Here is an 18,412-nt window from a genome sequence, read left to right on the forward strand (position 1 = left end):
CTCCCCAGTGTAGCCGCCGCGCGCCGCACCTCCAAACCGGCGTGAGGGAAGCGGCCTCGAGTTAAGATAGAGGCGTGCTTCTCAGTGATCGTGATATCCGCGCGGAGATGGAGGCGGGCCGCATCGGCATCGCCCCCTTCGGCGACGAGTTCATTCAGCCCGCTTCGGTGGATGTGCGCATCGACCGCTTCTTCCGCCTTTTCGACAACCACAAGTACGCGATGATCGATCCCGCGAAGGAGCAGGCCGAGCTCACGCGCCTCGTGGAGGTTGATCCCGATCAGCCCTACATGCTGCACCCGGGCGAATTCGTGCTCGCCTCGACCTATGAGACTGTGAGCCTCCCGAACGACATCGCCGCTCGCCTCGAGGGCAAGTCGAGCCTCGGCCGCCTCGGGCTGCTCACGCACTCGACCGCGGGCTTTATCGACCCGGGGTTCGAGGGGCACATCACCCTTGAGCTCTCGAACATGGCAACCCTGCCCGTGGCGCTGTGGCCCGGTATGAAGATCGGCCAGCTGTGCTTTTTCCGCCTCAGTAGCGAGGCGGAACATCCGTACGGCTCGGAGGGGAACCTCAACAGGTACAGGGGGCAAAGGGGTCCGACGGCTTCCCGCTCCTACATGAACTTTCATCGCACGCAGATCCCCGCGACACCTTTGGAGGATGCTCAATGACGCACACCCTTGTTCTCGATTCGAGCTACGGGCTCGATGATCTCTTCGCGCTCGCCCTCAACCGTTATCCGCTTGCGCGCAAGAAAAAGAAAACGATCCGCGTGAGCGACACGACCTCTCTCGTGTGGCATCCCTCGAAGAATGAGGCGAGCATCGAGGTCCCGATGCATCGCGAGAGCGAGCCTTCGGACGTCCCCGACGGTTACGGTTTCGACACGGCATTCCCGAACGGCGTGCCCGCGGGGGAGGAGCGCGAGATTCTCGAATTCGCCCTCAATGTTGTGCGCCGCCTCGGCGGGAAACTCGTGACCGACACGGGCCACGAACTCGCCCCGCATCAGTTCATGCAGCCTGGCCTCCACGTGGTCGCGGCCTACGAGCTCGCTCCGAAAGACCTGCTCGAGATCGTGCAAAAGATCGTCAAGGAAGCGGAGATCGTGGGGGAGGCCGACGCTTTCCCCTACGCACTTTCGGCTCCGATTTTTGCGCACGCCGACCTCGTGGTTGAGGCATCGACGCTCGAGGGTGAAATTCCTGCGATCGAGCATGTCGAATGGGTGAAGGAAGGTGCGGCGCTGTACACCGTGGCCTATCGCCCCGATGATCCCTCGACTCTCGTGAACGACAAGCCCGAGCCTTCGCAAGTGCGCGAGTGGCGCGAGGCCTACCTCGGCTGTAGCGCTGTGGCGCGCGCGATTTGGGACGAGACCGGTGGGTTTGTGCTCGACTACGAGAATTTCCTCGTGAACCCGAACGAGCTCTTCTAACAGCCTTCACCAAGTACTTCACGCAAGCGAGGGTCTGGTTGACGCTGGAGGCGTGCATCCCGTGACGTGGGATGAACGTATGGCGAGCCCTGCTCGGTTGATAAAGTTAAGCGTCCCCGCACCGACACTACGAGGACGGATACCTCCGCATGATTATCGCCATCGCTGCGCACTTCGCGATGGCACTTATAGCGCCCTTCCTCGTGAAGTGGTGGCGGCAAAAGGCATTTCTGCCGATCGCGGTTGTTCCCGCGGCTACAGCGGCGTACCTTCTCTCGCACTCACCGGCCGCACTCGCCGAGACTCCCCTCGTCGAGTCCCACCCGTGGATCCCGCAGTTCGGGATCACGCTGAGTTTCGCGCTCGATCCACTCGCGTGGCTGTTCGTGCTCATCGTTTCGGGTATCGGCACCGTCATCATGCTGTACTGCTCGCGGTACTTCAAAGAAACGGAGCCGTCGCTCGCGCGATTCGCGGGTGTGTTCACGGCATTCTCGGGGGCCATGCTCGGGCTAGTTCTCGCCGACGACGCGATGATGCTGTTCGTGTTCTGGGAGCTCACGACCGTGTTCTCCTACCTGCTCATCGGCCACTACGTCACGAAACAGGCCTCGCGTCGCGCCGCGATTAACGCACTCATCTCCACGACCGCGGGCGGCCTCGCCCTCATGGTGGGGCTCATCATGCTGGGCGTTGAAGCCGGCAGCATGCGAATCTCCGAGATCCTCACGTCGCCCGCCTTTGCCGCGGTCTCGCCGTACCTCGTTGTGGCCCTCGTGCTCGTGCTCATCGGTGCTGCGACGAAATCGGCGCTTGCTCCCGGGCACTTTTGGCTGCCCGGTGCGATGGCTGCACCAACACCGGTTTCGGCGTACCTTCACGCCGCGGCCATGGTGAAGGGCGGCATCTACGTTCTTTTGAGGTTCGCCCCGCTCCTGGCCACCGTCGGACCTCTCACGATCGCGGTTTCCGCCCTCGGTGCCGTGACCATGCTGCTCGGTGGCTGGCGCGCCCTCCGGCAAACCGACATCAAGCTCCTGCTCGCGTACGGAACCGTGTCGCAGCTTGGTTTTATGGCAGCGATCGCGGGAATCGCGACACCCGAAGCGGTTTTTGCCGGCGCCATGCTCACGCTCGCCCACGCGCTCTTCAAAGCGCCGCTCTTTATGAGCGTGGGCATCATCGACAAGTGTTACGGCACGCGTGACCTGCGTGAACTGCACGGCGTTTTCAAGGATCTCCCGATCGTGGGCATCGTCGCTCTCGTGAGTGCCGCATCGATGGCAGCTTTCCCGCCGCTGTTCGGGTTCGTGGCGAAGGAAGCGGTGTTCCACACCTTCGCCGAGGGGGAGCCGTGGGGTCTGGCGATTCTCGCCGCAACCGTCGCGGGATCCGTGCTCACGGTCGCGTATTCGTGCCGCTTCTTCTTCCACGTGTTCCCCGGTGCACGCGGCGTGAAGCACAAGCAGCCCACGCTTCGTTTCCAGCTCATCCCCGCGATCGTTGCGGCTGCGAGCCTCGCCGCGATCGTGCTCGCGCCGCAACTCGAGGTGCTTGCCACCCTCATCGCGGGTGGCCCGAGCGCGAAGGTGGGGGAACTCGGCCACCTCGCCGTGATCCCTGACCACGTATCGCTCCCGCTCCTCTGCTCGCTCGCGGCGCTCACGCTCGGTGCCGTGCTCGCGATCGCCCACGCACCGTTCGAGCGTGTGCAAAAGGCGGTAAGCCCTCAGCGCACGGCGCTTGGGCGCTGGTGCGACGCAGAAAGGCTTTTTCGCGCGTCCATGCGTGAAGTGGATTCGCTCGCGGTGCGCACGACGGCCTTCTTCCAGCGAGGTTCGCTTCCCGTTCACCTCGGCACGATTTTCCTCGTGTTCGTGGTGATGCTCGCGGGAGCCATCGCCTTCACGGGGAAGGCCCCCGACAACCTCGTGCTATTTGCTCACCCCGCCGAAATCGCCGTGGTGGGCTTCGCTGGACTCGCCGCGCTCGGTGCTGCGCGCGCACGGCGCCGGCTCAGGGCGGCCCTTCTTATTTCGGGCACGGGTTTTGGCGTTGCGCTTTTGTTCATGATGTACGGCGCGCCCGACGTCGCCGCGACCCAGCTTTTCGTTGAGTCGATGATGACCGTCGTGCTCATTCTTGTGCTGCGCCGCCTCCCCGCCCACTTCTCGATCCGCCCTCGCCGTTTCGACCAATTCACGCGCTGGTCGATCGCGATCCTCACGGCCGCCGTGATCGTGACCGTTTTCGCGTACGCGGCTGGTGCACGGATCGCCGCGCCGATCGGTCCCGAACTCATTGAGGCCGGCTACGAAATCGGCAAGGGCCACAACACGGTCAACGTTGCTCTCGTGGATGCGCGTGTGTGGGACACGATGGGCGAGATCGCGGTGGTCCTCGTCGTCGCCTCCGGCATCGCCTCCCTCATTTTCGTGCGAAAACGCGAGCAGCAGATCGTGCGTGTGGGGGACCTCGAAGAAGACCTGTCGATTTGGCGGCGGACTTCCGATCCTTCCATCCCCGAGAACACACTTCGATTCCACAATGAAAGCGAAGACCTCGAAGGCAACCGCGGCGCCACGTGGCTCCTCGCGAGCCGCACCCTCGCACCCGAGCGGCGCATGGTTGTGCTTGAAGTGATCACACGCCTCGCCTTCCCGATGCTTATGGTGCTCAGCATTTACTTGCTGTTCGCGGGCCACAATTTCCCCGGAGGCGGCTTCGCTGGCGGCCTGGTCGCAGGTCTCGCGATTACGCTGCGCTACCTCGCCGGAGGCCGATACGAGCTCAACGAGGCTGCACCCGTGCAGGCAGGGGCCCTCCTCGGCGTAGGCATGGTGCTCGCATTACTTACCGGCATCACGCCTCTTTTGCTAGGCGGCACCGTGTTCCAGAGCTACGTGTGGATCGGGCATCTGCCCGTGCTCGGCGAAATCGAACTCGCGAGCGCACTCATGTTCGATATTGGCGTGTACCTCATCGTCGTGGGGCTCGCCCTCGACATCTTGCGCACGCTCGGCGAACAAATCGACAGGCACCAGGAGGCGGAGCTCGATGCACGTTAGCCTCCTTGTTCTTCTCCTTGCCGCGGTGCTCATCGCGAGCGGGATCTACATGCTGCTTGAACGCACCCTTTCGCGCATCATCATGGGCGCGGTTCTCGCGGGTAATGGCATCAATCTTCTGTTCCTTCTCGCGATCGGCACCCCCGGAACTCCCCCCTTCGAAGGTTCGGGGGCGGTCGAGGGCATGAGTGACCCGCTCCCTATGGCGATGGTGCTCACCGCGATCGTGATCTCCTTGGCTCTCACGGGCTTCGGCATGGCGCTGTCGTACCGCTCGTGGCAGCTTTTTGGCCACGACGAAGTCCCCGATGACGTTGAGGATCTTCGCATTGCCGACCGCTCGCGCAGGCTCGTGGAACGCCACCGTCACGAGCACATCGAGCGTGTGGGCTTTGAAGCCGACGAGCAGCGCGAAGAGCGCGAACGGGCGCGCATGCAAGAAGAGGTCGAGAAGGCTCGCGCGAGGTCCCAGGATGACCTGAGCGACGATATTTCCGACGACTTTACTTCCGACGAGGATGTGGAATACAGCCTGACTGAAAGTGACACGGACGACGAGGAGGAGACCTCATGAGCCCCGAGATTCTCCTCGCCGCACCCGTGATGCTTCCGCTTCTCGGCGCCGCCTTCGCTCTGCTCACGCGCCATCGCACTCGACTCCAGCTCGCCGTATCGATCGGCACGCTCAGCGTGAATCTCGTGATTGCGGCGCTGCTCATGTACTGGATCAACGAGAACAACATCCTCGTGCTCCAGATCGGCAAGTGGACGCCCACGCTCGGCATCGTGCTTGTCGCCGATAGGCTCACGGGCCTCATGCTGTTCGTGTCGTCCTTCGTGACGCTCGCCGTGCTCATCTATGCGAGTGCCCAGACCATCTCCGAACATATCGAGTCGACGCCGATCGCGATCTTCCACCCTTCGTACCTTCTGCTCGTCGCGGGAGTCTCGAACGCGTTCCTCGCGGGCGACCTGTTCAACATGTACGTGGGGTTCGAGATTCTTCTCGCCGCCTCGTTCGTGCTGCTCACGCTCGGTGGGTCTGCCAGTAGGGTGCGAGCCGCGACGACATACGTGATCGTATCGATGGTGAGTTCACTGCTTTTCCTCGTGGGAATCGCGAGTTGTTACGCAGCCGTCGGAACCGTCAACCTTGCCGAAATTGCCGCACGCATGGACCACGTGGACCACCATGTGCGCCTCCTCATCGAGTTCGTGTTGCTCCTCGCGTTCGGGCTCAAGGCGGCGATCTTCCCGCTTTCCGCGTGGCTGCCCGACTCCTACCCAACCGCACCCGCGCCCGTGACCGCGGTGTTTGCCGGCCTCCTCACGAAGGTGGGGATTTACGCGATCATCCGCCTCGAAACCCTCATGTTCCCCGAATCGGAAATCTCGACCGTGTTGCTTGTTGCGGCCGGATTCAGCCTCGTGATCGGCATTTTTGGGGCGATTGCGCAAACGGACCTCAAACGCGTGCTGTCCTTTACCCTCGTGAGCCACATGGGCTACATGATGTTCGGTATTGGCATCTCCTCGCAGATCTCCATGACGGCAACCGTGTTCTACGTGGCCCACCACATTACGGTGCAGTCCACGCTGTTCCTCGCGGCGGGTCTCATCGAACACGTGGGTGGCACTACGAACCTCGCGAAGCTCGGCGGGCTCGCAAAGGCCGCGCCGTGGCTCGCGATCCTCTTCTTCGTGCCAGCGATGAACCTCGCGGGTGTGCCCCCAATGAGTGGTTTTATTGGAAAGGTGGGCCTCGTTATCGGCGGTATCCATCGCGGGAGCGTGCTCGCGTGGACCCTTGTGGCGTTGAGCGTTATTACCTCGCTTCTCACCATGTACGCCATCGCGAAAGTGTGGAACCGCGCCTTTTGGCAAGAAACCCCCGAGCAAATCGCGAAAGATAAGCCCGTGACGCCCCTGCTCATGAGTGGTTCGACAGCAACTCTTGTGGCCTTCTCCCTCGCTCTCACGGTGTTTGCCGGGCCCCTGATTGGCTATAGCGAAAGTGCGGCCTCTTCGCTCCTCGAGCGCGTCCCTTACGTGAATGCCGTACTTGGCGACGGTGCCGCCGATCGTCTCGTATTCAACATCGACGATGCCGGTGGAGGGCAGGTGGCGCCCGAATGACACGCCTCCTCAACCGCGTTCGCGTACTGCCCACGCACGCCCTTGGCATCGTAGGGGGCGCCCTCGCATGGTGCCTCCTGTGGGGAGAATTTAGCGTTCTCAGTATTCTCGGCGGGCTCCTCCTCGGCGCGGCGATCTACGTGATGTTCCCCGCGCCCCCACTGAGCCGCGAAGTCACGCTACGACCCTGGAGCGCGCTCGTCTTTTTCGCGCACTTCGCGAAGGATCTCGTGGCGGGCAGTATTCAGGTCGCACGCTTTGCCCTGAGGCCCTCCGGAAGCCCCGGCTCGAGCGTGCTCGCCGTGCAATTGCGCTCGCGAAGCGATCTGTTCCTCTCGTTCACGGGCATCCTTGCCACCCTGATTCCCGGCTCGGTCGTGGTGGAGGCGCAGCGTGCCACGGGGACCCTGTTCTTCCACGCGATCGGCGTGACCACAAAGGAACAGATTAAGGCGCAGCATGACAGCATCCTGCGCCAGGAGGAGCGCCTTTTGCGCGCGTTTGCCTCACGCGAGATTCTCAACAGTGCCGGATACAGCGTGAGAGGGGGCGAGGCTGATGTTTGACACCATCCTTCTGGGCGCCGCGATCGCGCTCGGTCTCATCTCGATCCCGATCGTGTACCGCATGATCGTGGGCCCCACCATTATTGACCGTGCCGTGGCGCTCGACATGCTCGTTGTTCAAGTGGTGATGGGACTCGCGCTCTATTCGGCGTGGACCGGCACAAGCTTCGCGGTCATTCCCGCCCTTGCCCTCACAGCGACCGCGTTCATCGGCACCCTTTCGCTCGCGAGGTTCGTCGCTCGCGCCGACGTTCCCGAACGAAAGGAGGGCGTTGAGTGAGCATCGCTGAAATTCTCGGCTCGATCCTCATCGTGATCGGCGTGCTGATTGCGGCGATCGCCATGGTGGGTCTCGTGCGGTTCAACGACGTTCTTTCGCGCATGCACGCCGCGTCGAAGCCGCAAACGCTCGGCCTCGTGCTCGTGCTTGCGGGAGCGGCGATTGCTTCGCAGTCGCTTGCGCTCGCGGGCATGCTTGCGCTCGTTCTCGTCGCACAATTCCTCACGATGACCGCCTCGAGCGCGATGCTCGGGCGTGCCGCGTTCCGCCGCGGCTTCCTCCTGGGGAGCGATTACGCGTTCGACGAGCTCACGCCGCGACTCTCCATCGGTGGTGAGGGAGATGACGACGACGATGGCTTCATCGATCCGGAAGCAGACGCTCACCCCGATAGGGAAACCGAGGATGCGCTTCCCACAAACGTTCTCACGCACACGATGGGCCTCGAGCTTGCGGAACTCAAAGAACACTTCGACGAGGATGACCTCGACGAGAGTGCGGAGGGCACCAAGGACACGTTCGCGCGCGAGCGGGAGTCCGGCGGGCACTAGGGTACGCAGGGTTCTGTGAGGGCCCGACGCTTGCGACTTAACAAAGGGGGCGGGGGCGGCTCGATGGCCGCCCCCGCCCCCTGAAGTGGAAGGCGAAGTGGTGCCTTAGAAGAGGCCGATCGCGTTGCCGTCCTCATCGACGCCCATGCGCAGTGCCGCGGGCTCCTTCGGCAGGCCGGGCATGGTCATGACTGAACCGGTGAGCGCGACCACGAACCCGGCGCCGAGGCGGGGGATGAGGTCGCGAACGTGGAGCACGTGGCCCTCGGGCGCGCCGAGCTTCGAGGGGTCGTCGCTGAACGAGTACTGGGTCTTCGCCATGCACACGGGGAGCTTGTCCCAGCCGTTCTTCTTGAGGCGGCGAAGGGCTGCGGGAGCACCGTCGACGTACTGGACTTCCGATGCGCCGTAGACCTCCTTGGCGATGGTCTCGATGGCGTTCTCAACGCCGTCCTCAGGCTCGTAGAGGTGGTGGAAGTCGCCGGCTTCCTCGATAGCGGCGAGCACCTGGTCGGCGAGGTCGAGTGCACCCTCGCCGCCCTTTGCCCACACCTCGGAGAGTGCAGCCTTGTAGCCGTTTTCCTTCGCCCAGTCGAGAACGGCCTTGAGCTCGGTCTCGGTGTCCGACGGGAAGCGGTTAAGGGCGATGACAGGCTCGAGACCGAACTTGCGAATGTTCTCGAGGTGCTTGCGGAGGTTCGCGGTGCCTTCGAGGGCCGCATCGACGTTCTCGGTTTCGAGCTCGTCCTTCTTCACGCCGCCATGCATCTTGAGGGCGCGCACGGTCGCGACGAGCACGACCGCGTCGGGCGAGAAGCCACCGAAGCGCGACTTGATGTCGAGGAACTTTTCGCCGCCGAGGTCGGAGCCGAAGCCGGCCTCCGTCACGGCGATTTCACCGAGCTCACGCGCGAGGTTGGTGGCGATGATCGAGTTGCAGCCGTGGGCGATGTTCGCGAACGGGCCGCCGTGCACGAGGGCGGGGGTGCCGCCGAGGGTCTGCACGAGGTTCGGGTTGAGGGCGTCCTTGAGGAGCATCGTGATGGCGCCCTCGACCTTGAGGTCGGCGACGGTCACGGGCTTGCGATCGAACGTGTAGCCCACGACGATGCGCGAGATGCGCTCCTGCAGATCCTTGAGGTCGGTCGCGAGGCAGAGGATCGCCATGATCTCCGAGGCGACGACGATGTCGAAGCCGTCTTCGCGGGGCATGCCCTGGGCGGGGCCGCCGAGACCCACGACGATCGAGCGGAGTTCGCGGTCGTTGACGTCGAGGACGCGCTTCCACTGAATACGGCGCGGGTCAATGTTGAGCGGGTTGCCCTGCTGGATCGAGTTATCGATGAGGGCCGCGAGGGTGTTGTTGGCGATCTGGATCGCGTGGAAGTCGCCCGTGAAGTGGAGGTTGATGTCTTCCATGGGGACGACCTGGGCGTAGCCACCGCCGGTTGCGCCGCCCTTGACGCCCATGACCGGGCCGAGCGAGGGTTCGCGGAGTGCGACGACGGTCTTCTTGCCCTTGAGGGAGAACGCGTCGGAAAGGCCAACGGTCGTCGTGGACTTGCCTTCGCCCGCGGGGGTCGGCGAGAGGGCCGAGACGAGCACGAGCTTCGCCTTCGGCTTGTCGCTGCTGCGGTCGATCTTCTTCATGTCGACCTTGGCCTTGGTCCAGCCGTAGGGGATGAGGGCGTCGCTCGGAATACCGGCGGCCTCGGCGATCTCGGTGATCGGCTTGAGGGTGTGGGCCTGGGCGATCTTGAGATCGGGGTTTTCGGATGCCATGGGCAAATCTCCTTTGATTCTTCTCGGTTTCTGCGGGGCGTTCGTCCCTCACTGTGACCTAGCAAACGGGAAATTCCCTGAGCGTGCCAGTGATTTCGCGGCTCGTGCGGCCCTTGTGGGCGCTCCCGTGACCGAAATTTCGGAAATATGGTGCGTTCAAGGGGCATACAAAAATCCCCCGCCCGGGACGACCCGGCGGGGGATTGCTGTGGCTCCGACGGGCGTCGATCCCGTGACCTCTCGATTTTCAGTCGAACGCTCTACCAACTGAGCTACAGAGCCGAATGTTCCAGAAGGAACAGCGAACAGCTTACCAGTGCCCGCGAGCGTGTGCGAAATCGGTGCGAGCGGGGGAGAGGTAAGACACGTTTGCGTGACCGAGCGGTGAGAGTGGCGTGAGGGCAGTGCGAGACACGGAAAAACCCCCTCGATTCCTCGAGGGGGTTTCGTCGCTTCTGCGACCCTGACCGGGCTTGAACCGGCGACCTCCGCCGTGACAGGGCGGCACTCTAACCAACTGAGCTACAGGGCCTTTTTTGTCGTGCTCTCGCTTCGACTCGAATTACTTTACACAGCCTTTCGCGCGAATGCCACCTGAGAGCGGAGAGGCTCGTCACATTCGTGATTCCGCTGGTCTTCGCATGCTTGGCACAATGGGTGGGGTGAGGAGCAAAGCGAAGTCCGACGGTTCCCCCGCTACCTTCGATCTGGAGGTGATCGGGGCGAATCTCGCCTTCGCGAGTGTCGCTGCCGACCTCGCCGAGGCGATCGCGTCGCCCGGTGCGAGCGCGGTCGTCCAGGCCCCGCCGGGATCGGGTAAAACGACGCTCGTTCCGCCTATCGTCGCGAATGCTCTCGCGGGCGATGCCGGCTCAGGTCGCGTGATTGTGACGCAGCCGCGCCGCGTCGCCGCTCGTGCGGGCGCCTCGAGACTTCGTGCGCTCGCCTCACAGTCCACCCCGGCGCTGGCGGATCGCGTCGCGTACACGGTTCGTGGTGAGTCGACGCTCACGCGCGACACCCTCGTGGAGTTCGTGACCCCGGGCGTTCTCGTGCGTCGCCTTCTCGCGGATCCCGAGCTCGCGGACGTCTCGGCGATCGTGCTCGACGAAGTGCACGAGCGCTCCCTCGATTCTGATCTCGCGCTCGCCTTCTCACTCGACGTGCGCGACCTGCGCGGTGACCTGAGGCTTCTCGCTCTATCGGCGACCCTCGATGCGGAGCGTTTCGCGGGCCTCATGGGAGAGGGGCTCGAGAATCCGGTCCCGGTGATCGACTCGCCCACGGCGCTGTTTCCCGTGGAAACGCGGCGCGCTCCCTTTGCCGCACGCACGAACGAGCGCGGAGTTTCGCGCGATTTCCTTACCCACGCCGCTCGCGTGGCAGTTGAGGCGCTTGAGGAGCCCGGTGAGTTCGCGGACAGCGACGTTCTCGTGTTTCTCCCGGGAGCCTGGGAGGTCGAAAACGCGGCCTCTGCGGCGCGCGGTCTGCTGGCGCAGCGTGGTATGCGCGCCGACGTATGCGAGCTTCACGGCCGCATCGATGCGCGGGAGCAGGACAGGATCGTGCGGGGCCGCGAGTCGGGTGAGCCGCGACGGGTAATCTTCTCCACGAATCTCGCCGAGTCCTCGCTCACCGTCCCTGGCGTGCGCATCGTCGTGGATTCAGGGCTGAGCCGCGAAGTGCGCCGCGATGCCGCACGAAAAATGAGCGGTCTCGTGACCGTGACTGCCTCACGCGCGAGCATGACCCAGCGCGCCGGTCGTGCCGGTCGCCTTGGCCCCGGTCTCGCCATTCGCCTTTTCGACGACCTCGCTTACGCGGGAGCGCGCAACTTCACCCTCCCCGAGATCGCGAGCGCCGACCTCACGGACACGGCACTTCTCATGGCCGCGTGGGGAACGCCTGGCGGTGCTGGCCTTCGCCTTCCCGATGCGCCACCGGCCGACGCCCTCGCAGATGCGCACGCGAGCCTCACCGCGCTTGGAGCCCTCGACACCGAGGGGGCTCTCACCTCACTCGGCCGCACACTTGCCTCGATCCCCACCGACCCGCGGCTTGCACGCGCGCTGCTCACCTCCACACGGGTCGTGGGTTCCGACGCCGCCTCGTGCACCGTCGCGGCTCTCTCCCTTGAGGCGCCTCTCCCGCTCAACGGAAAGTTCGTTGACGGCCCGCGCGTTCAGCGCGACCGACTTGCACGAGAAGCCGATCGCTTCGCGCGTATTGCTCGCCGCCACGCGAACGGCGCCCAGGCCGCTGCAAGCGGGAAGCTGCGCGAGCTCGAGGCTCCGCACGATCCGGCGCACGCCGCCGGAATCGTGGCGGCCCTCGCCTTTCCCGAGCGCCTCGCACGGCGCATCGACCCGGGCATCTACGAAACCGCGGGCGGGACCCGCGCCGGCACGAACGATGAGGGCCTCGGCAAATGGATCGCGATTGCCGAGCTGCAACGCTCGAACGCGGAGGCTGCCCGTGGCACGGGCGCGATCATCCGCTCTGCCGCGCCCCTCACCGAAGAGGAGGCCCTCGCGTGCGCGGGACCGCTCGTGCGCGAGAGAACCGAGATCCATTTTGGCGAACACGGTGCGAAAGCACGCCGCGTGAGAATGCTCGGCAGCATCGTTCTTTCCTCGACCCCAACCAAGGTCGAGGGACCCGGCGCGCGCGAGGCTGTTCTCGCGGGTATTCAACGCGCCGGACTCGGCATGTTCACATGGAGCCCGAGCGCCGCGAACCTGCGCTCTCGCCTCGTGCTCCTTCACCGCGAACTCGGCGAACCGTGGCCCGACGTGAGCGACAACGCTCTCCTTGCCCGCCTCGAAGAACTCGCGGGCCCCGAGCTCGACGCGCTCGCGGGAATCGGTCGAAAGCACCCCGTCGCCCCCTCCGCAGTCGACATGCGACCCGTTCTCGAGCGCGCCCTCCCATGGCCCGAAGCCACGCGACTCGAGGAACTCGTGCCCGAGAGAATTCAGGTACCGTCGGACTCCAAAATTTGCCTGGACTACCCGAGCGCCGACCAGATTGCGCACGCCGGTGAAGAAGGTGCGGTTGAGGCGCCCGTGAGGCTCAAAGTCAAGCTCCAGGAAATGTTCGGGCTCGAAGAGACCCCGCGCATCGTCGAGGGCAGGGTGAGCGTGCTCATCGAGCTGCTCTCGCCCGGTGGCAAACCCCTCGCGATCACGAAGGACCTGCGCTCATTTTGGGCGGGGCCGTACGCCGAGGTGCGCAAAGAAATGCGCGGCCGCTACCCGAAACACCCCTGGCCCGAGGACCCGATGGCATTCGAAGCGACCGCGAAAACGAACCGCGCACTCAGGCGCGACCCGCACTAGGGGCAGGGGCTACTTCTCGAGTGCCCGCACACCCTTCCACGCCAGAGGAATGAGCCCAGCGGCGATCGCGGCCTTCACGATCCCGCCCGGAATGAACGGGATGAGACCCGCGTTCATGACGCCCGCGAAGTCGAGGCCGAGGCCCATGACCGAGTTGAGCACCCAAGCCATGTACGGCACGCCCACGACGAACGGCAACGCGCTCGCGGCAATAAAGCCAAGCAGCGCGAGAATGAATTTGCGATCCCACGCGCGCTCCGCCATCCACCCCGCCACAAAGGCCGAGGGGATAAAACCGATGATGAAGCCGAAGCTCGGCTCGAGAACCATGCCCGGCCCACCGCCGAACTCCGCGAAAATCGGGGCGCCCGCAAGCCCCGCCACGAGGTAGGTGGCGAGCGAAGCCGCGCCGCGCTTCGAACCGAGTGCCGCACCCACGAGAATCACGCCGAGGGTCTGGCCCGTGATCGGCACATAGGGAAGCGGAATCGTGACCTGCGCGAGCAGACCCACGACTACAACGCCCGCGACGATGAGCGAGAGATCGGTGAGCAGCGTGCGGTGCTTGACGAGCGAATCGGCGAGCACGGGGCGAGTGCCGGCAAGGGGTGCGGTGGTCATGGATCTCCTTCATCTCACGAATAGGGCCGCACTCATACTAGGCCCCGCTCCCGTTCAACGTGGAGAAGAGCGCGGTCGCCTACACCTGAATCGAGGCGCATGTGGCGCTCTATAGGATGAGATCATGCCACCACGATCCCGCACCTCCGATACTCGCGCCGAGCGCGCCCGCCTCATATATGCGCGCCTGAGTGCACAAGGACTCGCCCTGCCGAGGCACCGCAACGCCGGGAATCTCGTGCACGCGATGGGCGCAATGCAGGGGCAGGATCTGCCCGGCCTGCTCTCCTCGATCGCCCTTCGGCTCGATGCGGAAAAGGCCGGTGAAGCACCAGACCAGGATCAGGTTCCGACGGTGGCCCCGCAAGCGTCGGACCCTGAAACTCTCCCGAGCGACGCGCGCATGCGGGAAGTACTGCGCGCGTTTGACGCTGGCGAGATCGTGCGCGGTTACCCGATGCGAGGGACCGTTTTCGCCATGGCCGCCCGCGATGCGCGGTGGATGACCGAGCTGTGTGCGAAGAAGGGAGAGTGGGAAGCAAGGCGCCGTCGCTCGCGCAATCTTTCCGACGCCCAGGTCGAGCACGCGCTGAACCTCGCCCTCGAATTCCTCGCGGGGAAAGTGCGAGGTGTGACACGGGCGGAACTCCTCGAGGCGTGGAAAAGTGGCGGCATCGAGACGGACGGCGGTCGCGGCTACCACCTCATCACCTACTTCATGGCATCCGGCCACCTGATCTACGGGCCGATCGACGGCGCGGAACAGCGAATCGCCGACGCCGCGACGTGGCTCCCCGACGGGACTGGACTCGAGGAGCGTTTCGGAGGAGACAAAGTGGCGGCAACCGCGGCACTGCTCGAGCGCTACCTCGCAAGTCATGGGCCCGCAACGCTGCGCGATTTCGCGTGGTGGACGAAACTCCCGCTTCGCCAGATCCGCGCGGCTGCCCTCCAGATCGGCGACGGAATCGAGGAATGGGGCAGTGACGCCGCAGGCGAGACGCTGTTCTGCCGCGCGGGGCTCGCCGATGAGCTCAGCTCTGCCGCCGCACGCGTTCGGGGCACCTTCCTGCTGCCCGGTTTCGACGAGCTCGTGCTCGGATACCCCGACCGCCTCGCCCTCATGACCGAACAAGAGCACGCGCTGCTCGTGCCCGGAAACAACGGGGTGTTCCGGCGGGGAATCGTGCGCGGTGGGCGCATGGTTGCCCTGTGGCGCACCGTCAAGCGCAAGAGGGGTCGGGCGCTCGCGGTCGATGCCTTTGGTGAACTCTCCGCTGCGGCCTCGCGCGACATCGATAATGCCTTCGCGGCATTTCCGCATCACGACCAGTAGGTGGCGCCCACGCTCGGCGTAGAGGTGCCGGAGCTCACCGCGTGGAGTGTGCGGAAGGCGCACCAAGGTCCCGTGAAAAAGGGAGTGGGCGCAGGTAATTAATTATCTAGCGTCCAACGCCGTTGGCAGAACCCCCACCGATCATTCACGGAGAAAAGCGCCATGGGAAAACTAGCGAAGAATCGCAATGGAATGAAAAAAGGCGGCATTGCCGTAGGCTCGTGCTGTGGCTGCACGGGACTCGGAGTTGTGGGCCTGCTCATTCTCGGCGTTATAGGGTCGCTCGCGGCTCCAACCGAACAATCACCGACTCCGGTCGCATCCTCTTCCGCTGCCTCCTCCGCAACGCCTGCACCTTCTTCGGCGGAAGATGCGCACGAAGCTGGTTCGGTGTCAGTAACACCGGATGCATCGCCCGCACTCAACTCAGACGTGAATGCCGCCTCCGTGCCCGGTGAGAACAATGCCACCGTCGCCCCTGCCGGCCAGCAAGCGGCCCCCACCGGTACCGCTCTCGCCCAGCTCCGCACGCTCGAGGTGAAAGGGAGGGCTCCGAAAACGGGGTATGACCGTGAATCCTTCGGTTGGCGCGACGACGTCGACCGCAACGGTTGCGATACGCGTAACGACATTCTTCGACGCGACCTGAAGAACATCACCACGAAAGCGGGCACCCAGGGCTGTGTGGTGCTGTCGGGCCGAGTCGACTCGCCGTATAGCGGCTCAAGTTACGACTTCGTGCGCAACCCCACTAACACGGACATCGACCACGTCGTCGCCCTCTCCGATGCGTGGCAAAGTGGCGCCTCTAGTTGGGATGCACAAAAGAAGATCGCCTTCGCGAATGATCCTCTCAATCTTCTCGCCGTCGAGTCGACGCTGAACCAGCAAAAAGGCGACGGCGATGCCGCGACGTGGCTACCGCCGCACAAACCCTATCGCTGCGAGTATGTGGCACGCCAAGTAGCGGTGAAAGCGAAGTATGGACTCTGGGTGAAACCGGCTGAGGCCGAGGCCATTGAGCGTGTACTGACGGCGTGCCCCGACATGAAGGCGTTTGACCGAAGCGTCGAGCCGCCCGCCACCGACTCCACCACGGAAGCAAAACCGGCGCCAACCGAAAGGCCTCGACGGGCGGAAAAGCCAAAACGGGCTGACAAGCCTCGGCAGGCTAGCAAGCCCGCGCCCCTCGTCCGGGAAGTGGAAAAGGAGGCGCCGAAGAAGGCACCTAAGAAGGAGGCACCGAAGAAGGAAGCACCGAAGAAGAGTTCTTCGAAGAAGAAATCTTCCGGTCGCGGTGGCTTCCGTAACTGCACGGAGGCTTGGAACAAAGGTGCGGCACCGCTCCACCGAGGTGAGCCAGGCTACGCGCCGAAACTTGATGGGGATGACGACGGTGTCGCGTGTGAAAAGGATCCTCGGTAGTTCGCCCGGCCTCTTTTCAGGCGTGAAGGCAGCGGTGTGAGCTGGTAGTGGGGTCCTTTCCCGCACTCCACTGCCCTTCCCCTCTCGCCCTTCGCCCTTTCCTACCCACCGCTCCGCCTTCCCGCCGCGAAAGTGGTGAAAATGGCCTCTGCGCGCCGGAATCACCGGTCTGGTGGCGATTTTTCACCACTTTCGAGGCGACAAACTGCTGGAATGTGTTAACTGCGCAGTGTGATGATGAATGACCGCTCAATCCCAGCAGTCCTGGCGTTACGTTGGTGATAATCGTGGCCCTGAGCGGCTAAACTCATGCAGTGCCTCGTTTGAACTAGTCGCTTTGGAGGATAAAGATGGAGGGGACTCCGCGGTCCAAGACTGATTGCGGGCATCCTTGCCCCGCCCTCCATGGAGCACCATGAAAACAACAAGCTGGTACATCATCGCGGCCGCCGCTATCACCATCTTGGCCGCAGTCTCCCACGCACCCGCCTATTTGACAATGACCGCCGCAGCCATGACCGTTGGGGCGGCAGTAGTTGCACTCGCGGCAGAATTGAAAAAGCGCGCATGAAGATCTAGCTTTCACGCAGCGAAGTTGCGGAACGGATCGGCGCCAAAGTCCCCACTTTGGCCCGCTATAGCCTCCCAGAACCTGATGCGCTTATCGGTTCGACCGGTCGCGGGACAAGAGGCTGGCCCCCCGAAACAATCGATCGATGGAACGCGGAGCGACCCGGCTCAGGCAACTGGATACGAGGCGGGTCGAAGGCATGGAAAGGTTCCACTCGTCTCGAAAAATGAAGGGCGAGGACCAGTCGAAAGGGGCTAGGCGGCCTGCGCGAGGACTCGCCTCACGGCTAGTTCGACCGTGGGGTCGAGGTGGGCGGTGGTTTTCGCCTCTAGCTGCTTCCACCAGTTCAAGTAGTGGACGGCGCAGGTGCGTAGTTGTCGTTTGGAGAATCGCAAGCCTTCACTGGTCGCGATGTCTCTCACGTGGCGCATGGCGGCGCTGAGCGTCATAAGGGGGGCTCCTTTCTGGGGTGTTAGGCGATGACGGTCAGGAGGGGTGTGGGGTTGAGAACTTCCCATACGGTGTCCATGAGGGGGCGGTCTGCTTCGGTGTAGGCGTTGACGTGTTTCACTTGGCCGTTGGTGAGGTTCATGGGGCGTTTTTCTGGTTCGATGCCGTGTTTTTCGATGTAGGCGGCTTTGAGGCGTTTGCCGAAGGTGGGGGACAATCGGCGCATGTTTGTGGTGGAGAGGCCTTTTTCTTTGAGGTAGTCCTGTGTGTAGAGGGGTGCGCGGCTGGGGTCGAGGGTTGCGTGTTCGCCTAGGCCTCGGGCGAGGATGATGCGGGCTTTGGCTTCGAGGTGGTCGGGGTGGATGAGGCCTTTGGCGGCTTGGCAGAGTTCCATTTGTGCTTGGGTTTGGAACATGAGGGCGCGCATTTGGTGTTCGGTGGCGTTGGGGTTGATTGCGCCGCCGTTGTGGAAGTAGTTGTCGAGGGCGTCGGCTGCTTCTCGTTGGAATGTTTCGACGAGGTTGCGGGCGCGGTCTGATTTGAGGCGGGTGGTGTCGATGGTGGCGAGCCACATTGTGAAGGTGCGACGGTCGATGGTGACCATTTCGTAGGTTTTCCCATCGGAACCAGTTGTGGTCATCATGACCACGACTGCCCAGGGGTGCGGTCGAGGCGCTTGCGTTGTGAGCTGAAGTCGAGGCCCATTGCTTCGCACGCCGGGCGGAGGGCGACACGGACCGTGTCACCGTCCTTCGCTGCGCTGATCGTGGTGCCGTGGAACGGGATCAGATCTAGAGTTGTCACGGGAGAAAACTTCCTATTCAAAATCGTTGGGAGAAAACAT

Annotated in this window: 17 protein-coding genes and 2 tRNA genes; 12 read left to right on the forward strand and 7 right to left on the reverse strand. The window is 63.7% G+C overall.

The features are described 5' to 3' along the window. The first annotated feature begins 74 nt into the window (after window positions 1-74). From dcd to mnhG, 8 genes are all read left to right on the forward strand, one after another. Window positions 75-677 (forward strand): dCTP deaminase, encoded by a 603-nt coding sequence (gene dcd, locus D8M36_RS04840; RefSeq protein ID WP_126847158.1) that lies wholly within the window; start codon window positions 75-77, stop codon window positions 675-677. Further along, a complete protein-coding gene (locus D8M36_RS04845; protein WP_126847159.1) occupies window positions 674-1,444 on the forward strand; it encodes a hypothetical protein in 771 nt (256 codons plus the stop codon). The genes dcd and D8M36_RS04845 overlap by 4 nt, the downstream gene beginning before the upstream one ends. A 149-nt stretch (window positions 1,445-1,593) precedes the next feature. Next, window positions 1,594-4,512 carry a Na+/H+ antiporter subunit A gene (locus tag D8M36_RS04850; RefSeq protein WP_126847160.1) on the forward strand — a complete coding sequence of 973 codons (2,919 nt, stop codon included), beginning with the start codon at window positions 1,594-1,596 and terminating at the stop codon, window positions 4,510-4,512. Next, window positions 4,502-5,086, forward strand: coding sequence for a Na(+)/H(+) antiporter subunit C (locus tag D8M36_RS04855; RefSeq protein WP_126847161.1), 585 nt, complete (start codon window positions 4,502-4,504; stop codon window positions 5,084-5,086). The genes D8M36_RS04850 and D8M36_RS04855 overlap by 11 nt, the downstream gene beginning before the upstream one ends. Next, window positions 5,083-6,648: a Na+/H+ antiporter subunit D gene (locus tag D8M36_RS04860; RefSeq protein WP_126847162.1), complete on the forward strand. Its 1,566-nt coding sequence runs from the start codon at window positions 5,083-5,085 to the stop codon at window positions 6,646-6,648. The genes D8M36_RS04855 and D8M36_RS04860 overlap by 4 nt, the downstream gene beginning before the upstream one ends. Further along, window positions 6,645-7,214: a Na+/H+ antiporter subunit E gene (locus D8M36_RS04865; RefSeq protein WP_126847163.1), complete on the forward strand. Its 570-nt coding sequence runs from the start codon at window positions 6,645-6,647 to the stop codon at window positions 7,212-7,214. Before D8M36_RS04860 ends, D8M36_RS04865 begins: the two co-directional genes overlap by 4 nt. Beyond that, on the forward strand, window positions 7,207-7,494 hold the full coding sequence (locus D8M36_RS04870) for a monovalent cation/H+ antiporter complex subunit F (protein WP_065248358.1): 288 nt from the start codon (window positions 7,207-7,209) through the stop codon (window positions 7,492-7,494). Before D8M36_RS04865 ends, D8M36_RS04870 begins: the two co-directional genes overlap by 8 nt. Beyond that, complete coding sequence (gene mnhG / locus D8M36_RS04875) at window positions 7,491-8,045, forward strand: monovalent cation/H(+) antiporter subunit G (RefSeq protein ID WP_238638383.1); 555 nt, start codon at window positions 7,491-7,493, stop codon at window positions 8,043-8,045. Before D8M36_RS04870 ends, mnhG begins: the two co-directional genes overlap by 4 nt. Window positions 8,046-8,150: 105 nt before the next feature. Here mnhG and D8M36_RS04880 read toward each other — a convergent pair whose 3' ends face one another. The 3 genes from D8M36_RS04880 to D8M36_RS04890 form a co-directional block, all read right to left on the reverse strand. Beyond that, window positions 8,151-9,827 carry a formate--tetrahydrofolate ligase gene (locus tag D8M36_RS04880; RefSeq protein WP_126847164.1) on the reverse strand — a complete coding sequence of 559 codons (1,677 nt, stop codon included), beginning with the start codon at window positions 9,825-9,827 and terminating at the stop codon, window positions 8,151-8,153. 209 nt (window positions 9,828-10,036) lie between these two features. After that, window positions 10,037-10,109, reverse strand: a tRNA-Phe gene (locus tag D8M36_RS04885). Between the two features lie 176 nt (window positions 10,110-10,285). After that, window positions 10,286-10,359 (reverse strand) — tRNA-Asp (locus D8M36_RS04890). 130 nt (window positions 10,360-10,489) lie between these two features. On the opposite strand from D8M36_RS04890, the gene hrpB reads away from it, so the two are divergent. Then, window positions 10,490-13,165 carry an ATP-dependent helicase HrpB gene (hrpB, locus tag D8M36_RS04895; protein WP_238638384.1) on the forward strand — a complete coding sequence of 892 codons (2,676 nt, stop codon included), beginning with the start codon at window positions 10,490-10,492 and terminating at the stop codon, window positions 13,163-13,165. Window positions 13,166-13,174: 9 nt separating this feature from the next. Here hrpB and D8M36_RS04900 read toward each other — a convergent pair whose 3' ends face one another. Beyond that, window positions 13,175-13,786, reverse strand: coding sequence for a biotin transporter BioY (locus tag D8M36_RS04900; protein ID WP_126847165.1), 612 nt, complete (start codon window positions 13,784-13,786; stop codon window positions 13,175-13,177). A 124-nt stretch (window positions 13,787-13,910) separates the two neighbouring features. Between D8M36_RS04900 and D8M36_RS04905 the strand changes: the two genes are divergently transcribed. The 3 genes from D8M36_RS04905 (at window position 13,911) to D8M36_RS10060 (ending at window position 17,118) form a co-directional block, all read left to right on the forward strand. Further along, window positions 13,911-15,122: a winged helix DNA-binding domain-containing protein gene (locus D8M36_RS04905; protein WP_126847166.1), complete on the forward strand. Its 1,212-nt coding sequence runs from the start codon at window positions 13,911-13,913 to the stop codon at window positions 15,120-15,122. Window positions 15,123-15,314: 192 nt separating this feature from the next. Then, a complete protein-coding gene (locus D8M36_RS10320) occupies window positions 15,315-16,547 on the forward strand; it encodes a GmrSD restriction endonuclease domain-containing protein (protein WP_126847409.1) in 1,233 nt (410 codons plus the stop codon). A 415-nt stretch (window positions 16,548-16,962) separates the two neighbouring features. Then, window positions 16,963-17,118 carry a hypothetical protein gene (locus D8M36_RS10060; protein WP_153246502.1) on the forward strand — a complete coding sequence of 52 codons (156 nt, stop codon included), beginning with the start codon at window positions 16,963-16,965 and terminating at the stop codon, window positions 17,116-17,118. A 254-nt stretch (window positions 17,119-17,372) separates the two neighbouring features. Here D8M36_RS10060 and D8M36_RS04920 read toward each other — a convergent pair whose 3' ends face one another. The 3 genes from D8M36_RS04920 to D8M36_RS10410 are packed head-to-tail and all read right to left on the reverse strand — an operon-like array spanning window position 17,373 to window position 18,372. After that, window positions 17,373-17,567 (reverse strand): hypothetical protein, encoded by a 195-nt coding sequence (locus D8M36_RS04920; RefSeq protein WP_126847168.1) that lies wholly within the window; start codon window positions 17,565-17,567, stop codon window positions 17,373-17,375. Between the two features lie 23 nt (window positions 17,568-17,590). Continuing rightward, window positions 17,591-18,211: a phage antirepressor N-terminal domain-containing protein gene (locus D8M36_RS04925; protein ID WP_274542641.1), complete on the reverse strand. Its 621-nt coding sequence runs from the start codon at window positions 18,209-18,211 to the stop codon at window positions 17,591-17,593. Next, a complete protein-coding gene (locus D8M36_RS10410) occupies window positions 18,208-18,372 on the reverse strand; it encodes a phage antirepressor N-terminal domain-containing protein (RefSeq protein ID WP_274542642.1) in 165 nt (54 codons plus the stop codon). The genes D8M36_RS04925 and D8M36_RS10410 overlap by 4 nt, the downstream gene beginning before the upstream one ends. Window positions 18,373-18,412: the final 40 nt, after the last annotated feature.

It is taken from the genome of Dermabacter sp. HSID17554 (assembly GCF_003989295.1).
GTDB lineage: Bacteria > Actinomycetota > Actinomycetes > Actinomycetales > Dermabacteraceae > Dermabacter > Dermabacter vaginalis.

Bases quoted from the DNA above. Each gene is read 5' to 3' on its own strand.
- D8M36_RS04845 (WP_126847159.1), top strand. From the start codon at position 674: ATGACGCACACCCTTGTTCTCGATTCGAGCTACGGGCTCGATGATCTC.
- D8M36_RS04850 (WP_126847160.1), top strand. From the start codon at position 1,594: ATGATTATCGCCATCGCTGCGCACTTCGCGATGGCACTTATAGCGCCC.
- D8M36_RS04855 (WP_126847161.1), top strand. From the start codon at position 4,502: ATGCACGTTAGCCTCCTTGTTCTTCTCCTTGCCGCGGTGCTCATCGCG.
- D8M36_RS04860 (WP_126847162.1), top strand. From the start codon at position 5,083: ATGAGCCCCGAGATTCTCCTCGCCGCACCCGTGATGCTTCCGCTTCTC.
- D8M36_RS04865 (WP_126847163.1), top strand. From the start codon at position 6,645: ATGACACGCCTCCTCAACCGCGTTCGCGTACTGCCCACGCACGCCCTT.
- D8M36_RS04870 (WP_065248358.1), top strand. From the start codon at position 7,207: ATGTTTGACACCATCCTTCTGGGCGCCGCGATCGCGCTCGGTCTCATC.
- D8M36_RS04880 (WP_126847164.1), bottom strand. From the start codon at position 9,827: ATGGCATCCGAAAACCCCGATCTCAAGATCGCCCAGGCCCACACCCTC.
- D8M36_RS04900 (WP_126847165.1), bottom strand. From the start codon at position 13,786: ATGACCACCGCACCCCTTGCCGGCACTCGCCCCGTGCTCGCCGATTCG.
- D8M36_RS04905 (WP_126847166.1), top strand. From the start codon at position 13,911: ATGCCACCACGATCCCGCACCTCCGATACTCGCGCCGAGCGCGCCCGC.
- D8M36_RS10320 (WP_126847409.1), top strand. From the start codon at position 15,315: ATGAAAAAAGGCGGCATTGCCGTAGGCTCGTGCTGTGGCTGCACGGGA.
- D8M36_RS10060 (WP_153246502.1), top strand. From the start codon at position 16,963: ATGAAAACAACAAGCTGGTACATCATCGCGGCCGCCGCTATCACCATC.
- D8M36_RS04920 (WP_126847168.1), bottom strand. From the start codon at position 17,567: ATGACGCTCAGCGCCGCCATGCGCCACGTGAGAGACATCGCGACCAGT.
- D8M36_RS04925 (WP_274542641.1), bottom strand. From the start codon at position 18,211: ATGATGACCACAACTGGTTCCGATGGGAAAACCTACGAAATGGTCACC.